Consider the following 21,798-nt stretch of genomic DNA (forward strand, 5'->3'; position numbering starts at 1 on the left):
CAATCCTTCCCCGTTGCGGGAAGGAAGGGTTAAGGCGCGTCATGGGCGCATCATGTCCTGTACGCGCCGGGGGTGACAAGACAAAAATGGAAGGCTCCGTTTGGAAAAACGGGATGGCGCGCGGCGGCTGAAAAGAAGAAACGCCCTCAAAGCCGCGGAATGTTCAAAGAAAATTCTTTTTGGCTTGTCATACCGGCCCCTTTGGTATTTCATCCGTCCCATGAACCCTTATGGTAAGGGTTACAGACCTCAGGGATGCCCGTAGCCGGGCAGGAAATAGATGGGGAATACCGGTGAGAATCCGGAGCGGTACCGCCACTGTAAGCGAGCTTGTCTCGCAAGCCAGAAGACCAGCCTGTGGGGTTGTCCAACTGTTCGGCGAGTTACCGAACGTAAGGCACCACAACCATGCTTTATACGAAAAAAGCCCTTCAGATGGGCGCTATTGCCGTTGGCCTTGCCGCATTCGCAGGCCAGTCCTCTCTTGCCGAGTCCGCTAAAAAGGAAGACTCCCCGCCCGCTACCAGGACGGAAACCATGCAGGTCATGCCGGAGCTGACCATGGCGTCCCACTTTGTGGGCGTGCCGTACAACCGGTCCGGGGTATCCGTTTCCGTCATCAATCCGGAAGAATTCCAGAAGGCGGGCATTGAAACCCTGACGGGAGCCCTTTCCCAGACGCCCGGCGTCTTCACGCTGGACGGCGGCGGCACCTGGCAGCGCGGTTCCGTGAGCAACACCGTCATCCGCGGGATGAACAAGGAAACCTACACCCTGACCATGGTTGACGGCATGCGCATCAGTGATGTCAACATGTCCGGCAACAAGCTGCTGGGCATCACCAACCTCTTTACCGTGGGCAATGTGGAAGTGGTGAAGGGAGCGCAGGGCGCCGTCTTCGGTTCCGGCGCCATTGGCGGCGTTGTCGCCATGGATACTCCGGAAGGGGAAGGCGATCCCGTGACCAGGATTTTTGCGGAAGCCGGTTCTTTCCATTCCTTCAACAGCTATGCGACTTCCTCCGGCAAGATCAAGAAGCTTTCCTACTTTGTGGGCGTGGGGTTTGAATCCACGGAAAATGATCCTACCATTTATCCGGCCATTTATGACAACCGGAAAGGCATGAACGACTTCCGCCAGTGGCAGGAAGCCGTGCGCCTGGGTTATGACGTCAACGACAAGGTGAAGGTGGGCTTTACCTACCGCCGCCTGGATTCCTACTTTGAATACCCCACACCCTATGTGGACTACGACCAGTGGCCCGCCGTGGCGGACCCCCACCTGTACAACACGGAAGACAAGAACCGCAGCAACCTGGTAACGGGGCGCGTGGATGCGGAAATTACCAAGTTGTGGTCCACCAGCTTCATGGTAGGGCATTACAACATGGATTATTCCACGCACACGCCGGGCTTTGATTTCCAGCCCAACGTGATGCGCAACCGCCGCTTCCAGACGGAATGGCGCAATGCCCTGACATGGAACAAGAAGTGGCAGACAGTCGCCGGCATGGCCTGGGACCGTTCCGACTACATGAGCGAAAACAATTACGTGGCCAAGGATGAATGGCAGAGCACGCTTGCCTTCTTTGCGGAACAGATGTGGGCGCCCACGGACAACTTTGACGCCAGCGTGGCCCTGCGCCTGGAACATGATTCCGTCTGGAACAACCACTTCACGTGGCGTTATTCCAATTCCTGGAAGGTGACGGGCAAGGACTCCCCCACCCGTATTTTCGGTTCCGTGGGTTCCGGCTTCCGCGCCCCCACCTACTTTGAACAGTACGCCGCCAATTACGGCTACGTGGGCAATCCGGACCTGGACGTATCCAAATCCCTGGGCGGAGACCTGGGCGTGGAACAGCGCCTGGCGGACAACCATTACGCTTCCGTAACCGGGTTCTGGACCCGCATCAACGATGAAATCGGCACCAAGAGCGTAGGCACCTGGCCCAACTCCTACACGACTTACGACAACTTCTCCCACGCCACTTCCTACGGCGTGGAAGTAGCGTTCAAGGGGCAGTTCAAGGATGCGTGGAACAGCGGCTATTATGCCAACTACACCTTCACGATGCCCAAGCGGGATTCCATCGGCAACTATGAAACCGTCCAGATGGCCAATACCGCCCGCCACACCATCAACGCGGAGATTTATACCTCTCCGGTTGAAAAACTGACGGTCGGCTTTGGCGTAACGTCCGCCATGGGACGCACGGACTACAACTATGCCCGGCTGGACAACTTCTTTACGGCGCGTTTGTTCGCCCGTTACCAGGTAACGGACAATGTAGCCCTCCATGTGCGGGTGGAAAACCTGTTTGACCAGAATTTCATCATCACGAATGACTATAACTTCGGCCCCCGCCAGGCCCGGGGACTGGGCGTCTTTGGCGGCGTGACGGTCGAATTCTAATTGCTTTTCAGGACTAATTGTTGATTGCACCCCCATCTTCCGCCTTGCGGGCTGTTTCAGGCGAAGGGAACAGCCACGGGCGGAAGATGGGCTTTTTGTTTTCCGGAGGTTCCGGAATCGGTTAACATGCGGCGGTAATCTGAGCTGTGTTGCGCTGGGTATCCATACTGGGGGCGTTGGTCCTCGCCGTCTTTCTGGGGGGGGTATTCTACTTCTCCCAGCGGGAGGCGGACGTTTGGCATGGAGCCTCCGCGCAGGCGGACGGCAGGGGAATGCCTGCCGTATTTGACGGATTCGTAGAACGTTGGAACAGGTCCGTGGAGCGGGAACTGCTTCGGGAACTGGCAGGCGGCGAACGGAAGAAAAGCCTGCTGTCCGTCTCCCGCGGGGCAGGGGACGGGCGGCGTTTGGCGGAACAGGAGCGTTCCGTGGAACGCATCAGGAAAAGGCTGGAATTGAAAGACCATATCCGCCTGCTTCCGCTGGAAGACGTTCCGGCGGGATTGGAATGGCAGACCGGCATGGAGGAGCCGGACGTGGGCGACCCCCGCGCGGTAAAAGGGGGGCAGGTCCGGCTGTGGATCAATACGCCGTTTCCCGGAACCCTGCGGGCGTTCGGGCCGGGAAGCGAAAACTTTTTCAACTACTCCGCCATTGACAACGTGTGGCTTCCCCTCGTGGGGCTGCATCCGGAAACCTTCCGGCCCATTCCGGGGCTGGCGGACCGCTGGGCCGTATCCGCGGACGGGAAAACCGTTTTTTACCATCTGGACCCGGAAGCCACATACTCGGACGGCCGCCCCGTGAAGGCGCAGGACTTCCTTCTGAATATCTGCCTCCGCACGTCCGGCTTTGCCCGGGACCCGTTCTGGACAACTCTGTTCCGCTCCACGTACGACCAGATTACGGTGTACGGGGATTCCGTCATTGCCCTGGCGCTGCCGTCCCCCGGGCCGCTGTTGCCCTACATGGCCTGTGTGGATTTCCATCCGGCCCATCCCGGTTTTTACCATGATTTCAACTCCCTGTTTCTGGAGCGCTACCAGTGGAAGGCGCCGCCGAATACGGGGGGCTACGTGGTGGTTCCCGGAAAAATCCGCATAGGCGAGCGCATCACCCTGGCCCGCGTGAAGAACTGGTGGGCGAAGGACAGGAAATACTACCGCCATTCCTGCAATGCGGACCAGGTGGAGCATGTATTTGTAAACCTGGAAAACAAGGCGGTTGAAATGTTCCGCCGCGGGGAGCTGGACATGATGAACGTCCGCAAGCCGGAAGTATGGGAAACCAGGCTGGAACTGCCGGAGGTACACCAGGGCTACATAGACAAATACAGCCTGGAAGCCGGCTATGCCTGCCCCCCGTACGGCCTGTACCTGAATTGTTCGGACAAGCTGTTGAAAAATCCGGACATCCGCCGCGGGCTGGCGCATTCCGTGAATATGGGCATGGTGATTGACACCCTGTTCCGCGGGAATATGAGAAGGCTGGGCTCCTATATGGAGGGATACGGCGATCTGACGCTCCCGCTGAAAGCGCCGGAATACGGCAAGAAAAAAGCCATGGAATACTTTGCCCGCGCCGGCTACCGGACAATGGGGGAAGACGGTGTTTTGAAAAATGAACGGGGGGAACGGCTGGTGGTGGAACTGACCTTCGCGGACTCCTCCACCCTGATGACCAACGTTTGTTCCATCCTCCGGCAGGAGGCCCTGAAATGCGGGGTGGACCTGCGCCTGGATCCCCTGACCTATAATGTCTGTTCCCGGAAGGTATTTGAAAAACGGTACCAGGCCGCCCTGTGGGCGTGGCCGCTCCAGACGCCGTTTCCCCGGCTGTATGAAACCTTTGCTTCCGAACTGGCGTACGATGCCCGCGGCAATCCCGTGGGCAACACGAACAATATCTTTGCCGTGGCGGACGCCGAACTGGATGCGGCCCTGGACGCGGAGCGGAATGCCCCGGATGACGCTGCCTTGAAGAAAGCCCTTCACCGCGCCCAAAAGCGCATCCATGAACTCTGCGTCTGGATTCCCGGCTGGCGGGAGCCCTACACATACGTCGCCTGCTGGCGCTGGATACGCTGGCCGGAATCCCCCACGCGGTTTTGTTCCCCCAGGATTTACAATCCGCTGGAATCCCACCTGTACTGGGTGGATGAAAAAATGAAGAGGGAAACGCAGGAGGCCCGGCGCCGCGGCGTTCCGTTTGAAGAAAGGCATCAGGTGATACGCCTTGAAAGACCGGATGACGCCGCCCCGTAATAAAACCAGTTCTCCGGCCTCTTTTTAAATTGAAAGGAGGCGGTTTTTTCATCATAATTCCCTTCATTATTCCCTAAAACCGTATATTGACTCCATCATCATGAAAATATCACTTTTTTCCGCCCTGTTTCTGGCCGGCCACCTGTGTATGGCCGCTCCCATGCCCCTGCCGGAATCCAATGACGGCGCCAAGCATGTCTTTGCCACCAACCAGGAAAACTTCCTGATGGACGGAAAACCCGTTAAAATCATCTCCGGGGAAATGCACTACCCGCGCGTGCCGCGCGAACACTGGCAGGACAGGTTCCAGCGCATGAAGGCCATGGGCATGAACACCGTCTGCACCTATCTGTTCTGGAACGTGCATGAACCGGAACCGGGCAAGTGGGACTTTTCCGGCAATCTGGACTTTGTGGAATTCATCAAGGAGGCGCAGAAAGCCGGCCTGTGGGTCATCGTGCGCCCGGGTCCCTACGTGTGCGCGGAATGGGAATTCGGCGGATTCCCCGGCTGGCTGCTGAAAGATGAAGACCTGAAGGTCCGTTCCCAGGACCCCCGCTTCCTGGAACCGGCCATGGCTTATCTCAAGAAAGTCTGCTCCATGCTGGAACCGCTGCAAATCACCAAGGGCGGCCCCATCATCATGGCCCAGGTGGAAAATGAATACGGCTCCTACGGCTCCGACAAGGACTACGTGAAAAAACACCTGGAAGTCATCCAGAAGGAGCTTCCGGGCGTGGTGCCCTTCACCTCGGACGGCCCGAACGACTGGATGATCAACAACGGCACGCTGCCCGGCATCGTTCCCGCCATGAACTTCGGTGGCGGAGCCAAGGGCGCCTTTGCCAACCTGGAAAAGCACAAGGGCAAGACGCCCCGCATTAACGGCGAATTCTGGGTGGGCTGGTTTGACCACTGGGGCAAGCCCAAGAACGGCGGCAGTACGGAAGGCTTCAACCGCGACCTGAAGTGGATGCTGGAAAACAACGTCTCCCCCAACCTCTTCATGGCGCACGGCGGCACCTCCTTCGGCTTCATGAACGGGGCGAACTGGGAAGGGGCCTACACGCCGGACGTGACCAATTACGACTACGGCGCCCCCATCTCCGAAAACGGCACCCTGACGGACCGCTACCGCACCTTCCGCCAGACCATTCAGGACTATTACGGTGATACGTACAAGCTCCCGGAACCGCCCGCCCAGCCGGAAATGATGGAGCTGCCGCCCATCACGTTTACGGAGAAGGCCGGGATGTTCAACCGCCTGCCGCAGCCCGTCATCCGCAAGGAGCCCGTGCACATGGAAGCCCTGGGGCAGAGCCTGGGCTTCATCCTGTACCGGACCAAGGTGAACGGTCCGGTGAAGGGCGAGCTGAAGATGAACAACATGCAGGACCGCGCCATCGTTTACGTGGACGGCAAGAGGCAGGGGGCGGCCGACCGCCGCTACAAGCAGGACGCCTGCGACGTGGTCATTCCCGCCGGCCTCCACACGGTGGACATCTTTGTGGAAAACATGGGCCGCATCAACTTCGGCGGACAAATCCAGGGGGAACGCAAGGGCATCCGCGGCCCCATCACGCTGGACGGGAAAAAGCTGGAAAACTTCCTCATCTACAACCTCCCGTGCAAGGGGGTGGAACTGCTGTCCTTCTCCGGCAAGAAGCCGGGAGGCGACCAGCCCGTGTTCCACCGTGGATATTTCAACGTCTCCAACCCCAAGGATACCTACCTGGACATGCGGGACGGCTGGAAGAAGGGCGTCGTGTGGGTGAACGGCCACAATCTGGGCCGCTTCTGGTTCATCGGCTCCCAGCAGGCCCTTTACTGCCCCGGGGAATACCTCAAACCCGGGAAAAATGAAATCGTGGTGCTGGACGTGGACGGCGGTTCCGGCACGGTGAAAGGCGTAAAGGAAGCCATTTACGAAGTCAACAGGGACCCCGCCATGGCGGACGTCTTCCGCGTGGGCAAGCCCGTGGCCCCCGCCGCCAGCCAGCTCGTGCACAAGGGAACCTTCGCCAAGGGGGCGGACCAGCAGGAAATCAAATTCCGCGCTCCCATCCAGGCGCGCTACATCGCCCTCGTCAGCAAAAACGCCCATGACAACGGCCCCCACGCCGCCATTGCGGAACTGAACTTCCTGGATGCCTCCGGCAACCTGCTTCCCCGTGAACAGTGGTCCGTGGTCTATGCGGACTCCCATGAGACGGCGGGGGAAGCCGCCCAGGCGGGCCTGGTGATGGACAACCAGCCCACCACCTACTGGCACACCAAGTGGCAGGGGGACAACCCCGCGCACCCGCACATGATCGTGCTGGACCTGGGCAAGGTGCAGAAGCTCTCCGGCTTCCGCTACCTGCCGCGCCAGAACCGGGAAAACGGCCGCATCAAGGACTATGAAGTCTATGCCTCGCCCAAGCCGTTCAAGCCTGCCAAATAAGGATTCTCTGAAATCCTGACCTTTCCGGGGCCGCTCCCTCCCAAAGGATGGAGCGGCCTTCTTGCGTCTGGAGAGCCGCATGCCCTGCGGCAACCAAAATCTTTAAAACACGGAGCCCCGCCGTCCGCATGGGAATTCAGTTGCCGCACGGGCTACGGTGTTCCCGGCAAAAAAAGGCGGCTCCGTGGTGAACGGAGCCGCCGTGAGGCAGTGATGAACTCAATGATTGTTAGAAGTTCCAGGAGAAGCCCAGCTTGATGGTGTGGTAGCCGGGATCATTGTAGCCCTGAATCTGGTAGTATTCGTAGCCGATCAGGAAGTCCGCGCTGTTGGAGATGCTGAACTTGAAGCCGGCCTGGGCCGCCCAGGAAAACTTGGTGGTGGAAATGGTGTGGGAGCGGCTCCCGTCTTCCAGGCCGTGGATGGTGGTCTTAATGTCTCCGTACGTGGCGCCCGCCTTGCCGCCCAGATAGAACATCGTGTAATCGCCGATGGGGAGGTTCAGCGTATAGCCGGCCATCATCGGAACGTAGGTGGAGCGGACGCTGGCGGTATAAGGGCCGCTGATGCCCAGGTCATGCACGCTGGGATGGTGGGAGCCTGCCAGAATGCCGCCGTTCAGGGAAATCTGATGAACAATGCTGCCGGTTTCAATATAATTGAAAATGCTCAGATTGCCGCCGGCCACGTTGGGCATGGCATCCTTGGTGGCGATGCCGTAAGCTCCTTCCAGGGACATGCCGAATTGGCCGTCGTATTTGTCGGCGTGGTAGGCGTTGGCGGCAGACACGGAGGCCGCAAGGGCCAGACCTAACAGTATAGTCTTGTTCATATGGAATAAATGGTGAATTTAACGGTCCCTCATTCTTGGCAGTTTTCCGTTTTGAAGTCAAACATGAAATGCCCTGATTGCGGTAAATCCTCTTGTACCGGGAGATGAAGTTGCCAGAACGGACCCGGTGGAGTACATTCAGCGGCATGGAACAACAAGCGTGTGATTTGCTGGTGACCGCTTCCCGTATGCTGACAGGCGCGGAACAGGCCGCGGCGGAGGGGAATGCGGCCGTCGCCGTCCGGGACGGGAAAATTCTGGAAACGGGAAGCGCCGCGGAGCTGGAAGCCAAATGGAGCCCGGCCTCCCGCAGGGACCTGGGAAACGCCCTGCTGATGCCGGGGCTGGTCAATGCCCATACGCACGTTCCGATGACCTTTTTGCGCGGTTTTGCGGATGACCTGCCGCTGATGGAGTGGCTGACCGGGCATATTTTCCCGGTGGAAGCCCGCCTGACGGACAGAATCGTCTCCCTGGGGGCGCGGCTGGGCATGTATGAAATGATGCGGACGGGAACGACGGCTTTTGTGGACTCCTACCTGCTGGAAACCAACGTGCTTCAGGAGGCGGATCGCATGGGGATGCGCTGTGTGGGCGGGGAGGCTCTTTTTGCGTTTCCTTCCCCGGCATACGGCGGCTGGGATGCGGCGGAAGCCCTGTACCGGGAGCAGGCGGCGCGCTTTGCGGGCCGTGGCCGGGTGCAGGTGGCCCTGATGCCGCACAGCGTGTACACCACCAGTGACGACGTGCTGAAGCGTTCCATGAAGCTGGCGGAGGAACTGGATTTGATGCTGCACATCCACCTGTCCGAATCCGCCGGAGAAGTGGAGCAGTGCCGCTCCCTGCACGGGGACAGGCGCCCGGTGGGCTATGCCCGGGACATGGGGCTGCTGAATGAACGCACCGTGCTGGCCCACATGGTGGATGTGACGGACGGGGAACTGGAACTGGTAGCCGCTTCCGGAGCGGCGATCGCCCACAACCCGGTCAGCAATTTGAAACTGGCTTCCGGCTTCGCCCGCGTGCGGGACATGCTGCGGGCCGGCATCCCCGTCTCCCTGGGGACGGATGGCGCGTGCAGCAATAACAGCCTGGACATGTTTGAAACGATGAAGCTGGCTGCCATCCTTGCCAAGGGATATAGCGGGGACGCCACGGCGGTGCCCGCCATGCAGGCGCTGAAGATGGCTACGGCGGAGGGCGCCCGCATCTTCCGGACGCCGGGGCTGGGAACGCTGGTTCCGGGAGCCCCCGCGGACATGATTGCCCTGGACCTGGATGAACCGAACCTCTGCCCGATCTTCAACGAAGCGTCCCATGCCGTTTATGCCGCTTCCGGCAAGGACTGCGTGTTCACCATGGTGGACGGGAAAATCCTGTACGACCACGGAACCTATGCAGACGGCCTGTACGCGGACACTGCCGCAGAAATGCAGAACCTGGTGAAGTGGGTGAAGGGAAGCAATGATAGTTAAGAGTTAATAGTGATTAGCTAATAGTTGTTGTGCTGTTGCCCGTTAATAGTTAACTATTACCTATTAACTGTTCTCTGGGGGCGGTCCCTTGAGTCGGCCCATGTTCATATTCCTTCTTTACCCGCAAGGGGGGAAGCCTTTATAGTATCTTCATGCAATATGATCTCATCGTCATTGGCGGTGGCCCCGCCGGATATGTGGGCGCCATCCGCGCCGCCCAGCTGGGAAAATCCGTGGTGTGCGTGGAACGCGACCGGGTGGGGGGAACCTGCCTGAACTGGGGCTGCATTCCCACCAAGGCGCTTCTGAAAAACGCGGAAGCGTACCTGACCGTGACGAGCCGGGCGAAGGAATTCGGCATGACGGTGGAAGGCGTCAGCGTGGACTGGAGCGAAGTGATCGGCCGTTCCCGCAAGGTCAGCGACCGCCTGGCCGGAGGCGTGGGTTTCCTGTTCAAGAAAAACAAGGTGGACTCCGTTGCGGGGGAAGCCTCCATCGTCGCTCCCGGCAAGGTGGAAGTGAAAGCCGCCGATGGAACGGCGAGCGTCCTGGAAGGGAAGAACATCCTGATCAGCACCGGCTGCGTTACCCGCACGGTGCCCAGCCTGCCCCTGAACGGCACCACCATCATCGGCTCCAGGGAAGCCATGGTGCTGGAAAAGCGGCCTGAAAGCATGATCATCATCGGTTCCGGTGCCATCGGCACGGAATTCGCCTACATTTACAACTCTTTCGGCACCAAGGTGACGCTCATTGAAGCGCTCCCGCGCATGCTTCCCAATGAAGACGACGACTCCTGCCAGACGCTGGAACGCGCGTTCAAGAAGCAGGGCATCAAGGTCATGACGGGAGCCTCCGTGGAATCGGTCACGGAAACCTGCGACGGAAAGGTCAAGGCCAACGTGAAAAACAGCAAGGGGCAGGAAGAGGAAATCACGGCGGACGTTTGCCTGGTGGCCATCGGCGTGAAGCCGGTCGTTCCCGCCGCTCCCGGCCTGGAGCTGACGGAAAAGGGATTCATCAAGGTAAATGACCGCTACGCCACGTCCATTCCCGGCGTTTACGCGGCGGGCGACGTGATTGGCGGCGTGCTGCTGGCGCATACGGCCACCTTTGAAGCTGTGCAGGCCGTGGAAGGCATGTTCAATCCGGACTACCAGCCCAGGCAGGTCGGCTTCTTCCCCAGTTGCACGTACTGTTACCCGCAGGTGGCTTCCGTAGGCAAGACGGAACGCGCGCTCAAGGAAGCGGGCGTGGAATACAAGGTGGGCAAGTTCCCCTTCCAGGCCATCGGCAAGGCCGTGGCCGCCGGAGAGACGGACGGCTTCGTGAAAACCCTGTACGGCGCCAAAAACGGGGAACTGCTGGGCGCCCACATCGTGGGGCCGGAAGCCACGGAACTGATCGCCACGCTGGGTGTCGGCATCCAGGCGGAACTGACGGATGAGGACATCCACGCCACTATCTTCGCCCATCCCACGCTGTCTGAGGCCATCCATGAATCCATGCTGGCTTCCGAGGGAATCGCCATCCACATGTAACGGCTTTCAAGGGAAGAGCCCCGGAACGGGGCTCTTTTTCTCCATTCCTGTGCCGTTAAAAAGATGAACGATAACCTGCGCTGGAAATAAAGGCTTCAAAACCTGAATAAGGCTTTTTCCCGGTTGCGCCATGCTTGCGCGTTGTCGGAATACAATGAACTGGAAATGGCCGGACTGGTGCAGACTTATGAATTTACGTTTGCGCTGTGCTGGAAAACGCTGAAGGATAAGCTGGTTTATGACGGCTACAGCGTCAACAGCCCCCGCGAAGCCATCAGGCAGGCGTTCGGCGCAGGCTTGATAGGTCATATTGATTGTTGGCTTCAGGCGTTGGAAAGCCGCAGCTTGTTTGTGCATACTTATGATGATTCCATCGCGGAAGAGGCGGTTTCCCTGATTAAGGAGCGATTCTTTCCCATGCTGGCCCAATGTGCGGAAAATCTGAACATGACGGCGGAGAAAGGGAACTGGGCGATGGCCTGACGGCCAGGGTGCGCTCAGGCATCCGGGAAGTTCTTTCACAGTCTCCGCAGATTAGGAAAGCCGTTTTATTCGGTTCTCGCGCCCTGGGAACGTGGAAGCCTGCGTCTGACATTGATCTTGCCCTGGAGGGCGAGGAACTGGACTTATCCTTCCTTTTGACTCTCCAGGCGCGTCTCACGGAGTTGAACCTGCCTGTGGAGGTGGACTTGATTATTCGTAACAGAATCACTAATCCTGATTTGGAGCGTCATATCCATGCTTATGGCAAGGAGTGGTTCTCCCGTTCCATGGAATGAAGGGATGTTGATTCCGGAGAGCCCCTGTAAAACAGGTAAGACATTCAGTCTTTCCTCTTTAGTATTCAGTCTTTTTCTCACCGGTCCTCACAGCTCGAACACCGGATTCTCCACGGCGTTTTTTACCGCAATGAGGAATTGCACGGCCTGCTTGCCGTCCACCAGGCGGTGGTCGTAGGAAAGGGCCAGGTACATCATGGGCCGGGCGACGATCCGGCCATCCCGGACAACGGGGCGTTCCTGGATGGCGTGCATGCCCAGAATGCCGCTCTGCGGCGGGTTCAGGATGGGGGTGGAGAGCAGGGAACCGTACGTGCCCCCGTTGGAGATGGTGAAGCAGCCTCCTTGCAGGTCCTGCATGGACAGGTTTCCCTGGCGCACTTTTTCCGCCAGGGCGGCGAGCTCCAGTTCCAGCTCCGGAAGCGTTTTCCGGTCGCAGTCCCGCAGCACGGGGACCACGAGGCCCTTGTCCGTGCCGATGGCCACGGAAATATCGTAGTACAGGTTTTCCACGATGTCCGTGCCGTCAATTTTGGCGTTGACCTGGGGAACCTCCTGGAGGGCTTTGACCACGGCCTTGATGAAGAAGCTCATGAAGCCCAGCTTGGTTCCGTACTGTTCCCGGTAGTTTGCATTGAATTGCTTGCGCAGCTCCATCACGGCGGACATGTCGCACTCGTTGAAGGTGGTGAGGATGGCCGCCTGATGCTGGGCTTCCACCAGCCGGGCCGCGATGGTGCGGCGCAGCGGGCTCATGGGTTTCCTGATGAAACGCGGGGAAGCCTTCTTTTCAGCTCTCCTGTTCTCCCCGGCGGGAGCCTGTTCCGGGGCGGAGGGTTCCTTTTCCGGTTTTTGTTCCGGGGATTCAGTTGCGGGGGCGGGCTTCTGGGGAACGGTTTTCTCCCGTGCATCCGGCCTGGCGGTTTTCTCCGGTTCCGGCGGTGCGGGGGCTTCTTTCTTCTCCGGTTCGGCAGGGGCCGCGGCTGTTGGAGAGATGCGGCCCAGAGCCGCCCCGATGGGCGCTTCCGCTCCTTCCGGGACCAGGATTTCCAGCACGCCGCTTTCGTCCGCTTCCAGGTCCGTGGAAACCTTGTCCGTTTCCAGCGTCACCAGGGTGTCGCCTTTGGCTACCGGGTCTCCGGCATTCTTGTGCCACGCGGCTACGGTGGCGGTGGTGATGGATTCTCCGAAGTTGGGGATCAGGATGTCGCTCATGGGATAAGGATGGTTCAGGATTGCGCCCGCGGCCCGAAAGCGGTGGCGATAAGTCTTTTTTGCGCGGCGGCATGCAGGGCCTTGGCTCCCTCCGCGGGACAGGCCATGGGCGGGCGGCCCGCGTAGCGGAAGGAGGTGGCGAAGAGCCGCCCCAGCCTGTTCCGCAGGTGGCCCCAGGCTCCCATGTTGGAAGGTTCTTCCTGGCACCAGACGAAGTCGCGCACCTTCTGGTAGGGGGCCAGCAGGTAGGTAAGCTGTTCCTGGGCCAGCGGGTAGATTTGTTCCAGCCGGATGATGACGGTATCTGAAATGTTCCGCTCCTTCCGGTAGGCGGCCAGGTCATAATAAACTTTCCCGGTGCAGAAAATGGCGCGCGTCACCTGGTCCGGCGCGGGAGCGTCCGGGTCCGGAAGCACTTCATGGAAGCGGGACGGCGCCAGGAATTCCCGGTGGGGGGAGACGGCCTCCGCACGGGAGAGCAGGCTTTTGGGCGTGAAGACGACCAGCGGCTTGTGCACGTTCTGGTGAACCTGGCGGCGCAGGGCGTGGAAATACTGCGCCGGGGTGGTGGGGTTGATGACCTGCATGTTGTCATCCGCACAGAGCTGGAGATAGCGCTCCATCCGGGCGCTGGAATGTTCTGAGCCCGCCCCCTCATAGCCGTGGGGAAGCAGCAGCACGATGCGGTTCTTCTGGTGCCATTTGGCCTCCGCGGCTGCAATGAACTGGTCCACGATGACCTGCGCCCCGTTGGCGAAGTCCCCGAACTGGGCTTCCCACATCACCAGAGCGTCCGGACTGTCCAGCGCGTAGCCGTATTCAAAGCCCAGGACGGAGGCTTCCGACAGGGAGGAGTTGTAAATGCGGAACGTGGTGGTGCCGTGGTTCAGCTTTTCCAGGGGCGTGTACAGGGAGCCGTCGTTGAAATCATGCAGGACGGCGTGCCTGTGGGAGAAGGTGCCGCGCTGGCAGTCCTGGCCGGACAGGCGGATAGGGTGGTCTTCCGTAAGCAGGCTGCCCCAGGCCAGGGCTTCCGCCATGCCCCAGTCCAGCAGGCCGCCTTCGCGGAAGGCCTCCCGGCGGCGTGAGAGGAAGCGTTTTTCCAGCGTGGGATGCGGCGTGAATCCGTCCGGCAGTTCCGTCAGGATGTTTCCGACGTTTTGGAACAGTTCGGGGCTGATTCCCGTGCGCACGCTGGTGCGCGGGATGGGCGTTTCATCCGCATCCTGCGAGGTGGCGGGAAGGATGTAGTCCGCCGGGTTTTCCTTCATCTGCTGCAAGGCCTGTTCCATCCCGTTCCAGATGTGTTCCCGGATGTCATGCTCCTGCTGTTCCGTCAGTTCTCCGCGCTCCCTGAGTTCCTTTCCGTACAGGGCGGCGGCGGTGGGGCGCGCTTCAATCCGTTTGGTCTGCATGGGCGCGGTAAAGGCGGCCTGGTCCGTTTCATTGTGTCCCAGGCGGCGGTAGCAGTACATGTCCAGAATGATGTCCCGCCCGAACTGCTGGCGGAACTGGAGGGCGAATTCCGCCGCCCAGATCAGGTCCTCCGGGCTTTCTCCGTTGATATGGAGGATGGGGGACTGGAGCATCTGCGCCACGTCCGTGGCATAGCGGGAAGAGCGGGCCTCGTCCGGGCCGGTCGTGAAGCCGATCTGGTTATTGATAATGAGGTGCACGGTGCCCCCCGTCCGGTAGCCTTTCAGCAGGGAGAGGTTCAGCACTTCCGCGACGAGCCCCTGTCCCGCAAAAGCGGCGTCTCCATGCAGGACCAGCGGCAGCACATGCTTGCGCTCCGCGTCTTCCAGATTGTGCTGCATGGCTCTGGCCCTGCCTTCCACCACGGGATAGACGGCTTCCAGGTGGCTGGGATTGGAGGAGAGGCGCACGTGGAGTTCCCGCCCGTCCACGTGGCGCCTGGTGGCGTAGCCCAGGTGGTACTTTACGTCGCTCCTGCCGATGGGGGATTCCGGCAGGTAGTCCGGCGTGAATTCGTGAAAGATGGTTTTCAGCGGCTTGTGGAGGATGTTGGCCAGCACGTTCAGCCTCCCGCGGTGGGCCATGCCCATTTCAATGTGGGAGACGCCGGCGGCGGGGCACCGCTTGACGAGCGCGTCCAGCAGGACGATGGCGCCTTCCCCCCCTTCCAGGGAGAAGCGTTTTTCCCCGATGAAACGCTTCCCAAGGAATTCCTCAAACAGTTCCGCCTTGCAGAGGTGGAAGAAGGCGTCCCGCCTGGCTTCCGGACCGTAATCCACGCCGTTCGCCCGGAGCTTGATCTTTTCTTCAATCCAGGAGCGGATTTCCAGATTGTCGATGTGGTGGTACTCAAACCCGACGGCTCCGCAGTAGGTCTTTTGCAGGTGGCTGATGATTTCACGCAGGGTGAAGGTCCGGCCGTCCATGAACGTGCCGATGTTGGCGGGCTGGTCCATGTCCTCCTCCCGGAATCCCATCTCCTCCAGGTTGACGGGGGTGCACGCCTTGTCCGGGGAGGCCAGGGGATTGAAGTGGGAGCACTGGTGCCCCATGACCCGGTACGCGCGGATGAGCTGGTTGACGCGCCCGCGGCATTCCGCGCTTTCCGGCGGCACGGTGTAGGGAGAGGCGTCCGTGCCGTTTCCTGCGCCTCCGTGTTCCTGCGGAGCGCCGCCGCTGCCCAGTTCATACCCCTCAAACCAGGCTGCCCACAGGGGATCTACGGACAGGGGATCATTCTTCCATGCTTCATGGAGCGCCGTGATTTCTTCAGGCGCGAGTCTGGAAAAGATGGAGGCGTTCATGTAGAAGGGCGGGATTTAAAACTGTTATCTGTTCACTGGCCGCTATTCTCTGCCCGCAGGGCATTAATAGCTGTGTTCGTTAAGCTGGACCTTCCCGCGGAAGACCCAGTAAATGGCGGCGGAGTAGGCCAGCACGAGCGGTACGCCCAGGATGGCGATGTACGTCATCACCACCAGGCTTTCCCGCGTGGAGGAGCCGTTGACGAGCGTCAGGGAGTTCTCCGGATTGGGCATGGAGTACAGCAGGTTGGGGAACATGGCCGCCCCGAAGAGGGCCATCATGCAGCCCATCGTGGAGCAGGAGGCGATGAAGGCCCAGCCCGGACGGTTCCTGTGGATGAAGATCCAGATGGCCGTGATGGAAATGACCGCCAGGGCCGCGATGCCGTAAATCCAGGGGGAGCGTTCCAGGGCCGCCGCTACGTGCGGCACGTACAGCAGGGTGGCCGCTCCGTGAAGAATGATCAGAATCGTGAAGATGATGATCCAGGGCTTGAGCAGTTTTTTAATTTGATCCTGAAGATTCCCCTGCGTTTTCATCAGCAGGAAAATGCCGCCGTGCATGGCGAACAGGGCCACCGTCGTCAGCCCCAGGAGAACGGCATAGGGGTTCAGCAGGCTGAGGAAGGTTCCCGTGAAATTGCCCTGGTCGTCCAGCGGGATGCCCTTGGTCACGTTCCCCATGGCTACGCCGATGAGGAGGGCGGCCAGGAGGCTGCTGATGGAGAAGGTGGTGTCCCACCCCCTGCGCCACCACCTCATGGGCTGCTTGCTCCGGAATTCAATGGAGACGGCCCGGAAGATCAGGGTCAGCAGCAGAAGCATGAAGGCCAGGTAAAACCCGGAGAAAACGGAGGCGTACACGTACGGGAAGGCGGCGAAGAGGGCGCCCCCGCCCGTGATGAGCCAGACTTCATTGCCGTCCCACACGGGGCCGACGGCGTTCAGCGTGAGCCTTCTGTTTTCATCTCCCTTGATGAAAAGCTGAAGGGTTCCTGTTCCCAGGTCAAAGCCGTCCAGGATGGCGTAGCCGGAAAAGAGCACGCCGACGAGGATGAACCAGATGATTTGCAGGTCTGTGAGAGTGAGATTGTCCAACATGGTTTTAACGGGGTGGGGGATTAGTCTTTAATGAAGGGAACCTGGAGCTTGCCTTCCCCGGTTCCGTCGTCTTCTTCCGCTTCCTGGTCCGGGCCCTTGCGGATTTTATGGGTGATCTGATAGAGGAAGAGGGCCAGCAGCAGGGTGTAAATCACGCCGAACATGCCGAGGGAGGAAAGGGCTTCCGCCGGAGTAAGGGTGGGGGAGACGGCATGTTCCGTCCTCAGGATGCCGTACACAATCCACGGCTGGCGGCCCATTTCAGCCACGGCCCAGCCCACCTGGTTGGCGATCTGGGGGCCCAGCACGGAGAAGACGAAGCACCAGAGAAGCCAGCGCTTCTGGAAAAGCCAGCCCTTTTTCCAGCCCCATATTCCCACCAGGAACAGCGCGGCCAGCGCGCAGCCGATCAGGATCATGATGTGGAAGGAGTAAAAGACGGGCAGGATGGGCGGGCGTTCGTCCTGCGGAATGTCATTCATGCCCGTAATGGGCGTATCCAGGTCGTGATGGGTCAGGAAGGTCAGCAGGTACGGGATGGAGATGCCCGTGACTTCATGGGTGGACGGGTTCATCCAGCCGACGAGGTGGAGGGGCAGGGGGGCGCCCGTTTCCATCACGCCTTCCATGGCGGCGAATTTGGCGGGCTGGTGGATGGCGACTTCCCTACCGCTGGAGTCTCCCGTGATGCCCATGCCCACCACGCCGATGAGGCCGATGACCAGGGCTACCTTGAAGCTCTTTTCAGCCCCTCCGGTAAAACGTTTTTTCAGGATGTACCAGGCGGAAACGCTGAGGACGAGCGTGGCCCCCGCCAGCCAGCAGCCGGCCAGCGCGTGCGTCAGGCGGTCCACGGTGGAGGGGTTGAAGACCACGTCATAGAAGCTGGTGATGTGGGCCTGGATTTTTCCGTTCACCTCCACCAGCTTGTACCCGGCGGGAGTCTGCATCCAGGAATTGGCCACGATGATCCAGATGGCGCTGAAATGGGCGCCCAGGGCGACCATGCAGGAGGAGAAGAAGTGCATTTTGGGCCCTACCTTGTCCCAGCCGAAGAGCAGGATGGCCAGGAAGCCGGATTCCAGGAAGAAGGCGAAAATGCCTTCCGCCGCGAGGGGGCTGCCGAAAATATCGCCCACGCAGCGGGAATAATCCGCCCAGTTGGTGCCGAACTGGAATTCCATCACAATGCCGGAGGCCACCCCCAGGGCGAAGATGATGCCGAAAATCTTGGTCCAGAACTTGGCCTGCTTGTGGTAAAGCTCGTTCTTCGTTTTCAGCCAGAGGCCTTCCAAAGCCACCAGAACCACCCCCAGGCCGATGGTCATCGGCGGAAAGATGTAGTGGAACATGATGGTGAGAGCGAATTGAATACGGGATAATAAGACCGGATCGTCCATGATTGATTGGGGATGAGTGGTTTTTAATGGAACAAGATGCCGGCAGCCAAATTCCGGTACCTTCATGATTTATACATCCCAAACGCTCCTTTGTTCAATTATTTTCCGTTTTGCCCAATAACTTTTTTAGATTATCTCTAAAAAAGAATGGTTTAGAGCAGGATGAACACGGGAGTCCCCTCTTCCACCAGGCCAAAAAGGGCCAGCATGTCCGCGGGGGAAAGGCGGATGCAGCCGTGGGATTCCGGCGTTCCCAGAAGTTCCGGATGGTTGGTGCCGTGGATGTAGATGTAGCGTTCCCGCGTATTGGCGTTTTCCGGCTCCAGGCCGTCCAGCCACAGGATGCGCGACAGGATGAGGTCAGAATGTTCGTCCAGGCCCTCCGGAATGGCGCCGGGGTAGCGGCCGGCCGGAAGGCGTGAGAGGAAAATGGTATCCTCCGGTTCCCCGTCTCCTATTTTCCGGCAGATGCGGAAACGGCCCGTGGGCGTTTTTCCGGAGCCCTCTTCAAACCCCGTTCCCGCTTTTCCGCTGGAAACGGGGCACCGGAACAGCACTTTTCCGGATGCTTCCAGCGCCAGCTCCTGCCGGGACAGGTCAATGCGTATGGAAGGAGCGGACACGGCGGAAAAAAGGAGAAAGAATGGTCAGGCCTCCTGCTCCATCCGGGCAATGATGGCCTGGATGGCGGCTGTCAACTGCCACGCCACGCTGTTGTAGGCGGCCTGTCCGCAGCCGATCGGGTCTGCAATGTTGCGGTTGTCCGTATAGCAGGTGACCAGCCTGATTTTATCCGCATGCTCGGGAAAATTGGCAAGCAGCGCGGCCAGGTGGCTCTCCGTCATGGCATAAACGGCTGTGGCGTTCTCCATCAGTTCATCCGTGACGGGGCGGCTTTCATGGCAGGACAGGTTGACGCCGTGCGCCTCCAGCACGTGGAGCGTTTCCGGGCTGGCCTCCTGCCCGTGCCATGCGGAGGTTCCTGCGGAACCGGCCTTCCATTCCGGGTGGCCGGCGGAGAGCTTGCGGAAAAGGCCTTCCGCCATGGGGCTGCGGCACGTGTTGCCGGTGCAGATGAAAAGGATGTGTTTGCGCTGTGTCATGGGAGGGATGTTATCTTTTGGAATGATGGGGGATAGGCACCTCGTTGGGTTCCTGGTACAGGTTGTCCGGAGGGAGAACGTGGCCCGCTCCGCTGCCGTCCGCGGGGGGCGTTCCGCCGTCTTCCTCCTCTTCTTCATCCGCATTACCGGAGGGAGGCGTGAGCCACGGGAACAGGCACCCCGCCAGGGCTACGCACAGCACCCCCGTGACGGGTGTCATGACGGGGAACCAGGTATCATGCACGGAGAACAGGTACCACGCGATAACCGGAGCCGCCAGCATGCAGAGGCCCCAGATGATGAAGCGGCCGCGGCGCTGGAAACGCAGGGCCCATACGGCCAGGAGCAGGACATCCAGCACGATGACCCACTGCACCCAGGCCGGAGCCGCCGGAATCAGGACGGGAGGGGCCGGAGCCAGGGAGCCCATGATGCTGCGGATGGTTTGGGCGGACAGGAGGGCCTGCGCGTCCGGAGTCTCGGAAAGGGCGGAGGGCTCGGAAACGATGACCGCGTCCGCGGAGGAAAGCAGTTTTCTGACGGCGGTGGTATCCGGCGGGCGCAGGCCGGACATGACGGGAACGATCACCTCCTTCGTGTCCAGCATGGTGGGGCTGCTGTGCTCCGCCAGCGGAATGCGGCCGTACTCGTCCAGTGGGATGGAGCGCTTATTGCCCAGGAAAAGGGTTTCTCCCGGGATGATTTTCACGTCGCCGGGCTTCAGGTCCAGCGCATTCAGGGCGGCGACCAGCGGCAGGGTGGGGATGATGTCCCCGCCCCAGCGGACAAAAAGAGGGGGAGACACCCGGTCTTCCGGGGCAGGGGAAAACAGTTCATTATTTTCCACAATGGTGCCCAGGGTGCGTGCCGCCGTCACCAGTTGGGGGGATTCTCCCACCAGTCTGTCCGCACGCGGAAAGCGGTCCGCCTTCCCGACAATGTTGGCGGCGGGAACGGCCAGCTTCTTCCAGTCCGGCGGCAGCGGCGCGTGGCGGGAGGACTCGCTCATCTGCCGCCCCAGGGCCTTGTGGGGAAAGCGGTCCAGCTCATATCCCACGGCGGCTTTCACGATGCTGTCCGGCTCCTCGTCCCAGGCCAGGGGGGCCATCACGTAAACATTCTTGGCCCCCTGCTCGTACAGGTGGCGGAACAGCACCGTGTAATCCATGGGGTTGGGCGGATACGTGGCAAAGCTGTTCAGGGAGGATTCCCGGTGAAGGGAAACCACGGGAAGCTGGGCCGTCTGCCCGTTGTTGAAATAATCGTAAGGCTGGAGGACGATGCTGTCTTCCGCATTCAGTCCTTCCGGATGCACATGCCGGTACTCTCCGGCCAGGGAACGTTCCGCCGCCCATTCATAACAAAAAACGGTGGGGGGGAGAAACACGTATCCCAGAATCCAGCCCAGGCCCAGGGAAATCTGGAACAGGGACAGAACAAGCAGGAATCTGGGAGTCAGCGTCATCAGGGTACGGAATGAAAAATCATACTAACATGGCCGCCAGCGGTTCTGCAAGCGTGGAGCCGGGCAGAAGCCTCCGGAGGTGTTCCAGCCCGGCGGGAATCTGGGCGAGGTACCAGGTTTTCCCCTGGTTGTGGCCGATGTTGGCGTAGGCCCCCAGCATCTGCATGACCCGCTGCAGGGCGCATGCCCGGAAAATGCGCTCGTCCAGGGGGTGGCCGGTAATCCTTTCCCACTCCCGGAGCAGCTCCTGCGCCTGTGCGGGGGACAGATGGGCATAACCGTCATAAACCAGGGAAGCCAGGTCATACTCCGGGCGGCCGCCGCGCATGCCCTGGAAATCAATCAGCCACGTCTTTCCGGCGTGGATATGCACGTTCTGGGACTGGCTGTCCCGGTGGACGGGGCGTGCAGGAAGGGAGGCCAGGAACTGCGCCAGTTCTTTCAGGGCCGGATGGTTCAGGAAGGGGGCCGTCTCCATTCCGAGATGGGTTCCCAGCAAATGTTCCGCAAAATAGGCCTGCTCCCAGTGGTACAGGGCCTCGTCAAAAGCGGGCTGAAGAGAAAAATCCTCCGGGAACGGGCAGTCATGAAGCAGATGGAGCTGTTCCATGGCCCGGATGTAGCGCAGGCGCAGGGTGGGCCAGGGTTCCCCCCGGAAGCCCAGAAGATTGGCATCCCCCAGGTCCTCTACCAGGGCGGCGCCGCAGCCGGGGCCGAGCGGTTCATAATCGTAAATCTCCGGCACGCTGACGCCATGGGCGCGCAGGTGCCGGGCCGCGGGAATAAAGGAGTCGTTATCCGCGCGGTCATTGCCCCAGCGGATGCCTATGCAGGTGCGGCCGTCAAGCCGGATGCGGACAATGGTGCGCCCGGACGCCCCCAGAGCCAGGGTCTGGAAATCTTCTTCCCGCGGAACGGCGTGAAAACTCCGTTGAACCAGGCTGGACAGTTCTTTCATGAAAGGGCGTGGCAGTGGGGCCTTGCG

At 60.2% G+C, this 21,798-nt stretch carries 16 protein-coding genes and 1 riboswitch; of the genes, 7 read left to right on the plus strand and 9 right to left on the minus strand.

What is annotated here, in order from left to right:
- Positions 1-234 precede the first annotated feature (234 nt).
- Positions 235-374: riboswitch (cobalamin riboswitch) on the plus strand.
- 34 nt (positions 375-408) lie between these two features.
- The 3 genes from ABGM91_RS09195 (at position 409) to ABGM91_RS09205 (ending at position 7,122) form a co-directional block, all read left to right on the plus strand.
- Positions 409-2,415: a TonB-dependent receptor gene (locus tag ABGM91_RS09195; RefSeq protein WP_354831697.1), complete on the plus strand. Its 2,007-nt coding sequence runs from the start codon at positions 409-411 to the stop codon at positions 2,413-2,415.
- A 149-nt stretch (positions 2,416-2,564) separates the two neighbouring features.
- On the plus strand, positions 2,565-4,679 hold the full coding sequence (locus ABGM91_RS09200; RefSeq protein ID WP_354831699.1) for an extracellular solute-binding protein: 2,115 nt from the start codon (positions 2,565-2,567) through the stop codon (positions 4,677-4,679).
- A gap of 100 nt (positions 4,680-4,779) precedes the next feature.
- On the plus strand, positions 4,780-7,122 hold the full coding sequence (locus tag ABGM91_RS09205; RefSeq protein ID WP_354831700.1) for a beta-galactosidase: 2,343 nt from the start codon (positions 4,780-4,782) through the stop codon (positions 7,120-7,122).
- 229 nt (positions 7,123-7,351) lie between these two features.
- Here ABGM91_RS09205 and ABGM91_RS09210 read toward each other — a convergent pair whose 3' ends face one another.
- On the minus strand, positions 7,352-7,954 hold the full coding sequence (locus tag ABGM91_RS09210; protein ID WP_215428729.1) for a porin family protein: 603 nt from the start codon (positions 7,952-7,954) through the stop codon (positions 7,352-7,354).
- 146 nt (positions 7,955-8,100) lie between these two features.
- Here ABGM91_RS09210 and ABGM91_RS09215 point away from each other — a divergent pair, with 146 nt between their 5' ends.
- The 4 genes from ABGM91_RS09215 (at position 8,101) to ABGM91_RS09230 (ending at position 11,749) form a co-directional block, all read left to right on the plus strand.
- Positions 8,101-9,429 (plus strand): amidohydrolase, encoded by a 1,329-nt coding sequence (locus ABGM91_RS09215; protein ID WP_354831701.1) that lies wholly within the window; start codon positions 8,101-8,103, stop codon positions 9,427-9,429.
- A 152-nt stretch (positions 9,430-9,581) separates the two neighbouring features.
- The gene (gene lpdA / locus ABGM91_RS09220; protein ID WP_354831703.1) at positions 9,582-10,970 is read left to right on the plus strand and encodes a dihydrolipoyl dehydrogenase; all 1,389 of its coding nucleotides are present in this window, start codon (positions 9,582-9,584) and stop codon (positions 10,968-10,970) included.
- 102 nt (positions 10,971-11,072) lie between these two features.
- Positions 11,073-11,453, plus strand: a complete 381-nt coding sequence (locus ABGM91_RS09225) for a nucleotidyltransferase substrate binding protein (RefSeq protein ID WP_354834849.1) — start codon at positions 11,073-11,075, stop codon at positions 11,451-11,453.
- Positions 11,399-11,749: a nucleotidyltransferase domain-containing protein gene (locus ABGM91_RS09230; RefSeq protein ID WP_354831706.1), complete on the plus strand. Its 351-nt coding sequence runs from the start codon at positions 11,399-11,401 to the stop codon at positions 11,747-11,749. Before ABGM91_RS09225 ends, ABGM91_RS09230 begins: the two co-directional genes overlap by 55 nt.
- Before the next feature lie 87 nt (positions 11,750-11,836).
- Here ABGM91_RS09230 and sucB read toward each other — a convergent pair whose 3' ends face one another.
- The 8 genes from sucB to ABGM91_RS09270 all read right to left on the minus strand — a co-directional run bounded on the left by sucB (position 11,837) and on the right by ABGM91_RS09270 (position 21,771).
- A complete protein-coding gene (sucB, locus tag ABGM91_RS09235; protein ID WP_354831708.1) occupies positions 11,837-12,964 on the minus strand; it encodes a dihydrolipoyllysine-residue succinyltransferase in 1,128 nt (375 codons plus the stop codon).
- A 14-nt stretch (positions 12,965-12,978) separates the two neighbouring features.
- Positions 12,979-15,744 (minus strand): 2-oxoglutarate dehydrogenase E1 component, encoded by a 2,766-nt coding sequence (locus ABGM91_RS09240; protein WP_354831711.1) that lies wholly within the window; start codon positions 15,742-15,744, stop codon positions 12,979-12,981.
- A 63-nt stretch (positions 15,745-15,807) separates the two neighbouring features.
- A complete protein-coding gene (cydB, locus tag ABGM91_RS09245) occupies positions 15,808-16,845 on the minus strand; it encodes a cytochrome d ubiquinol oxidase subunit II (RefSeq protein ID WP_354831714.1) in 1,038 nt (345 codons plus the stop codon).
- Positions 16,846-16,865: 20 nt separating this feature from the next.
- A complete protein-coding gene (locus tag ABGM91_RS09250) occupies positions 16,866-18,245 on the minus strand; it encodes a cytochrome ubiquinol oxidase subunit I (protein ID WP_354831717.1) in 1,380 nt (459 codons plus the stop codon).
- A gap of 152 nt (positions 18,246-18,397) precedes the next feature.
- Positions 18,398-18,868, minus strand: coding sequence for a L,D-transpeptidase (locus ABGM91_RS09255; protein ID WP_354831720.1), 471 nt, complete (start codon positions 18,866-18,868; stop codon positions 18,398-18,400).
- Between the two features lie 24 nt (positions 18,869-18,892).
- Positions 18,893-19,348 carry a low molecular weight protein arginine phosphatase gene (locus tag ABGM91_RS09260; RefSeq protein ID WP_354831723.1) on the minus strand — a complete coding sequence of 152 codons (456 nt, stop codon included), beginning with the start codon at positions 19,346-19,348 and terminating at the stop codon, positions 18,893-18,895.
- A 10-nt stretch (positions 19,349-19,358) separates the two neighbouring features.
- Positions 19,359-20,813: a hypothetical protein gene (locus ABGM91_RS09265; protein WP_354831726.1), complete on the minus strand. Its 1,455-nt coding sequence runs from the start codon at positions 20,811-20,813 to the stop codon at positions 19,359-19,361.
- Positions 20,814-20,832: 19 nt separating this feature from the next.
- Complete coding sequence (locus ABGM91_RS09270; RefSeq protein WP_354831729.1) at positions 20,833-21,771, minus strand: phosphotransferase; 939 nt, start codon at positions 21,769-21,771, stop codon at positions 20,833-20,835.
- Between the last annotated feature and the right edge of the window lie 27 nt (positions 21,772-21,798).

It is taken from the genome of Akkermansia muciniphila (assembly GCF_040616545.1).
Taxonomy (GTDB): Bacteria; Verrucomicrobiota; Verrucomicrobiia; order Verrucomicrobiales; family Akkermansiaceae; genus Akkermansia; species Akkermansia muciniphila_E.

Excerpts from the sequence above, each read along its gene's own strand:
- ABGM91_RS09215 (WP_354831701.1), top strand. The coding sequence starts at position 8,101 with ATGGAACAACAAGCGTGTGATTTGCTGGTGACCGCTTCCCGTATGCTG.
- ABGM91_RS09205 (WP_354831700.1), top strand. The coding sequence starts at position 4,780 with ATGAAAATATCACTTTTTTCCGCCCTGTTTCTGGCCGGCCACCTGTGT.
- ABGM91_RS09240 (WP_354831711.1), bottom strand. The coding sequence starts at position 15,744 with ATGAACGCCTCCATCTTTTCCAGACTCGCGCCTGAAGAAATCACGGCG.
- lpdA (WP_354831703.1), top strand. The coding sequence starts at position 9,582 with ATGCAATATGATCTCATCGTCATTGGCGGTGGCCCCGCCGGATATGTG.
- cydB (WP_354831714.1), bottom strand. The coding sequence starts at position 16,845 with ATGTTGGACAATCTCACTCTCACAGACCTGCAAATCATCTGGTTCATC.
- ABGM91_RS09270 (WP_354831729.1), bottom strand. The coding sequence starts at position 21,771 with ATGAAAGAACTGTCCAGCCTGGTTCAACGGAGTTTTCACGCCGTTCCG.
- ABGM91_RS09250 (WP_354831717.1), bottom strand. The coding sequence starts at position 18,245 with ATGGACGATCCGGTCTTATTATCCCGTATTCAATTCGCTCTCACCATC.
- ABGM91_RS09265 (WP_354831726.1), bottom strand. The coding sequence starts at position 20,813 with ATGACGCTGACTCCCAGATTCCTGCTTGTTCTGTCCCTGTTCCAGATT.
- ABGM91_RS09195 (WP_354831697.1), top strand. The coding sequence starts at position 409 with ATGCTTTATACGAAAAAAGCCCTTCAGATGGGCGCTATTGCCGTTGGC.
- ABGM91_RS09230 (WP_354831706.1), top strand. The coding sequence starts at position 11,399 with ATGTGCGGAAAATCTGAACATGACGGCGGAGAAAGGGAACTGGGCGAT.
- ABGM91_RS09260 (WP_354831723.1), bottom strand. The coding sequence starts at position 19,348 with ATGACACAGCGCAAACACATCCTTTTCATCTGCACCGGCAACACGTGC.
- sucB (WP_354831708.1), bottom strand. The coding sequence starts at position 12,964 with ATGAGCGACATCCTGATCCCCAACTTCGGAGAATCCATCACCACCGCC.
- ABGM91_RS09210 (WP_215428729.1), bottom strand. The coding sequence starts at position 7,954 with ATGAACAAGACTATACTGTTAGGTCTGGCCCTTGCGGCCTCCGTGTCT.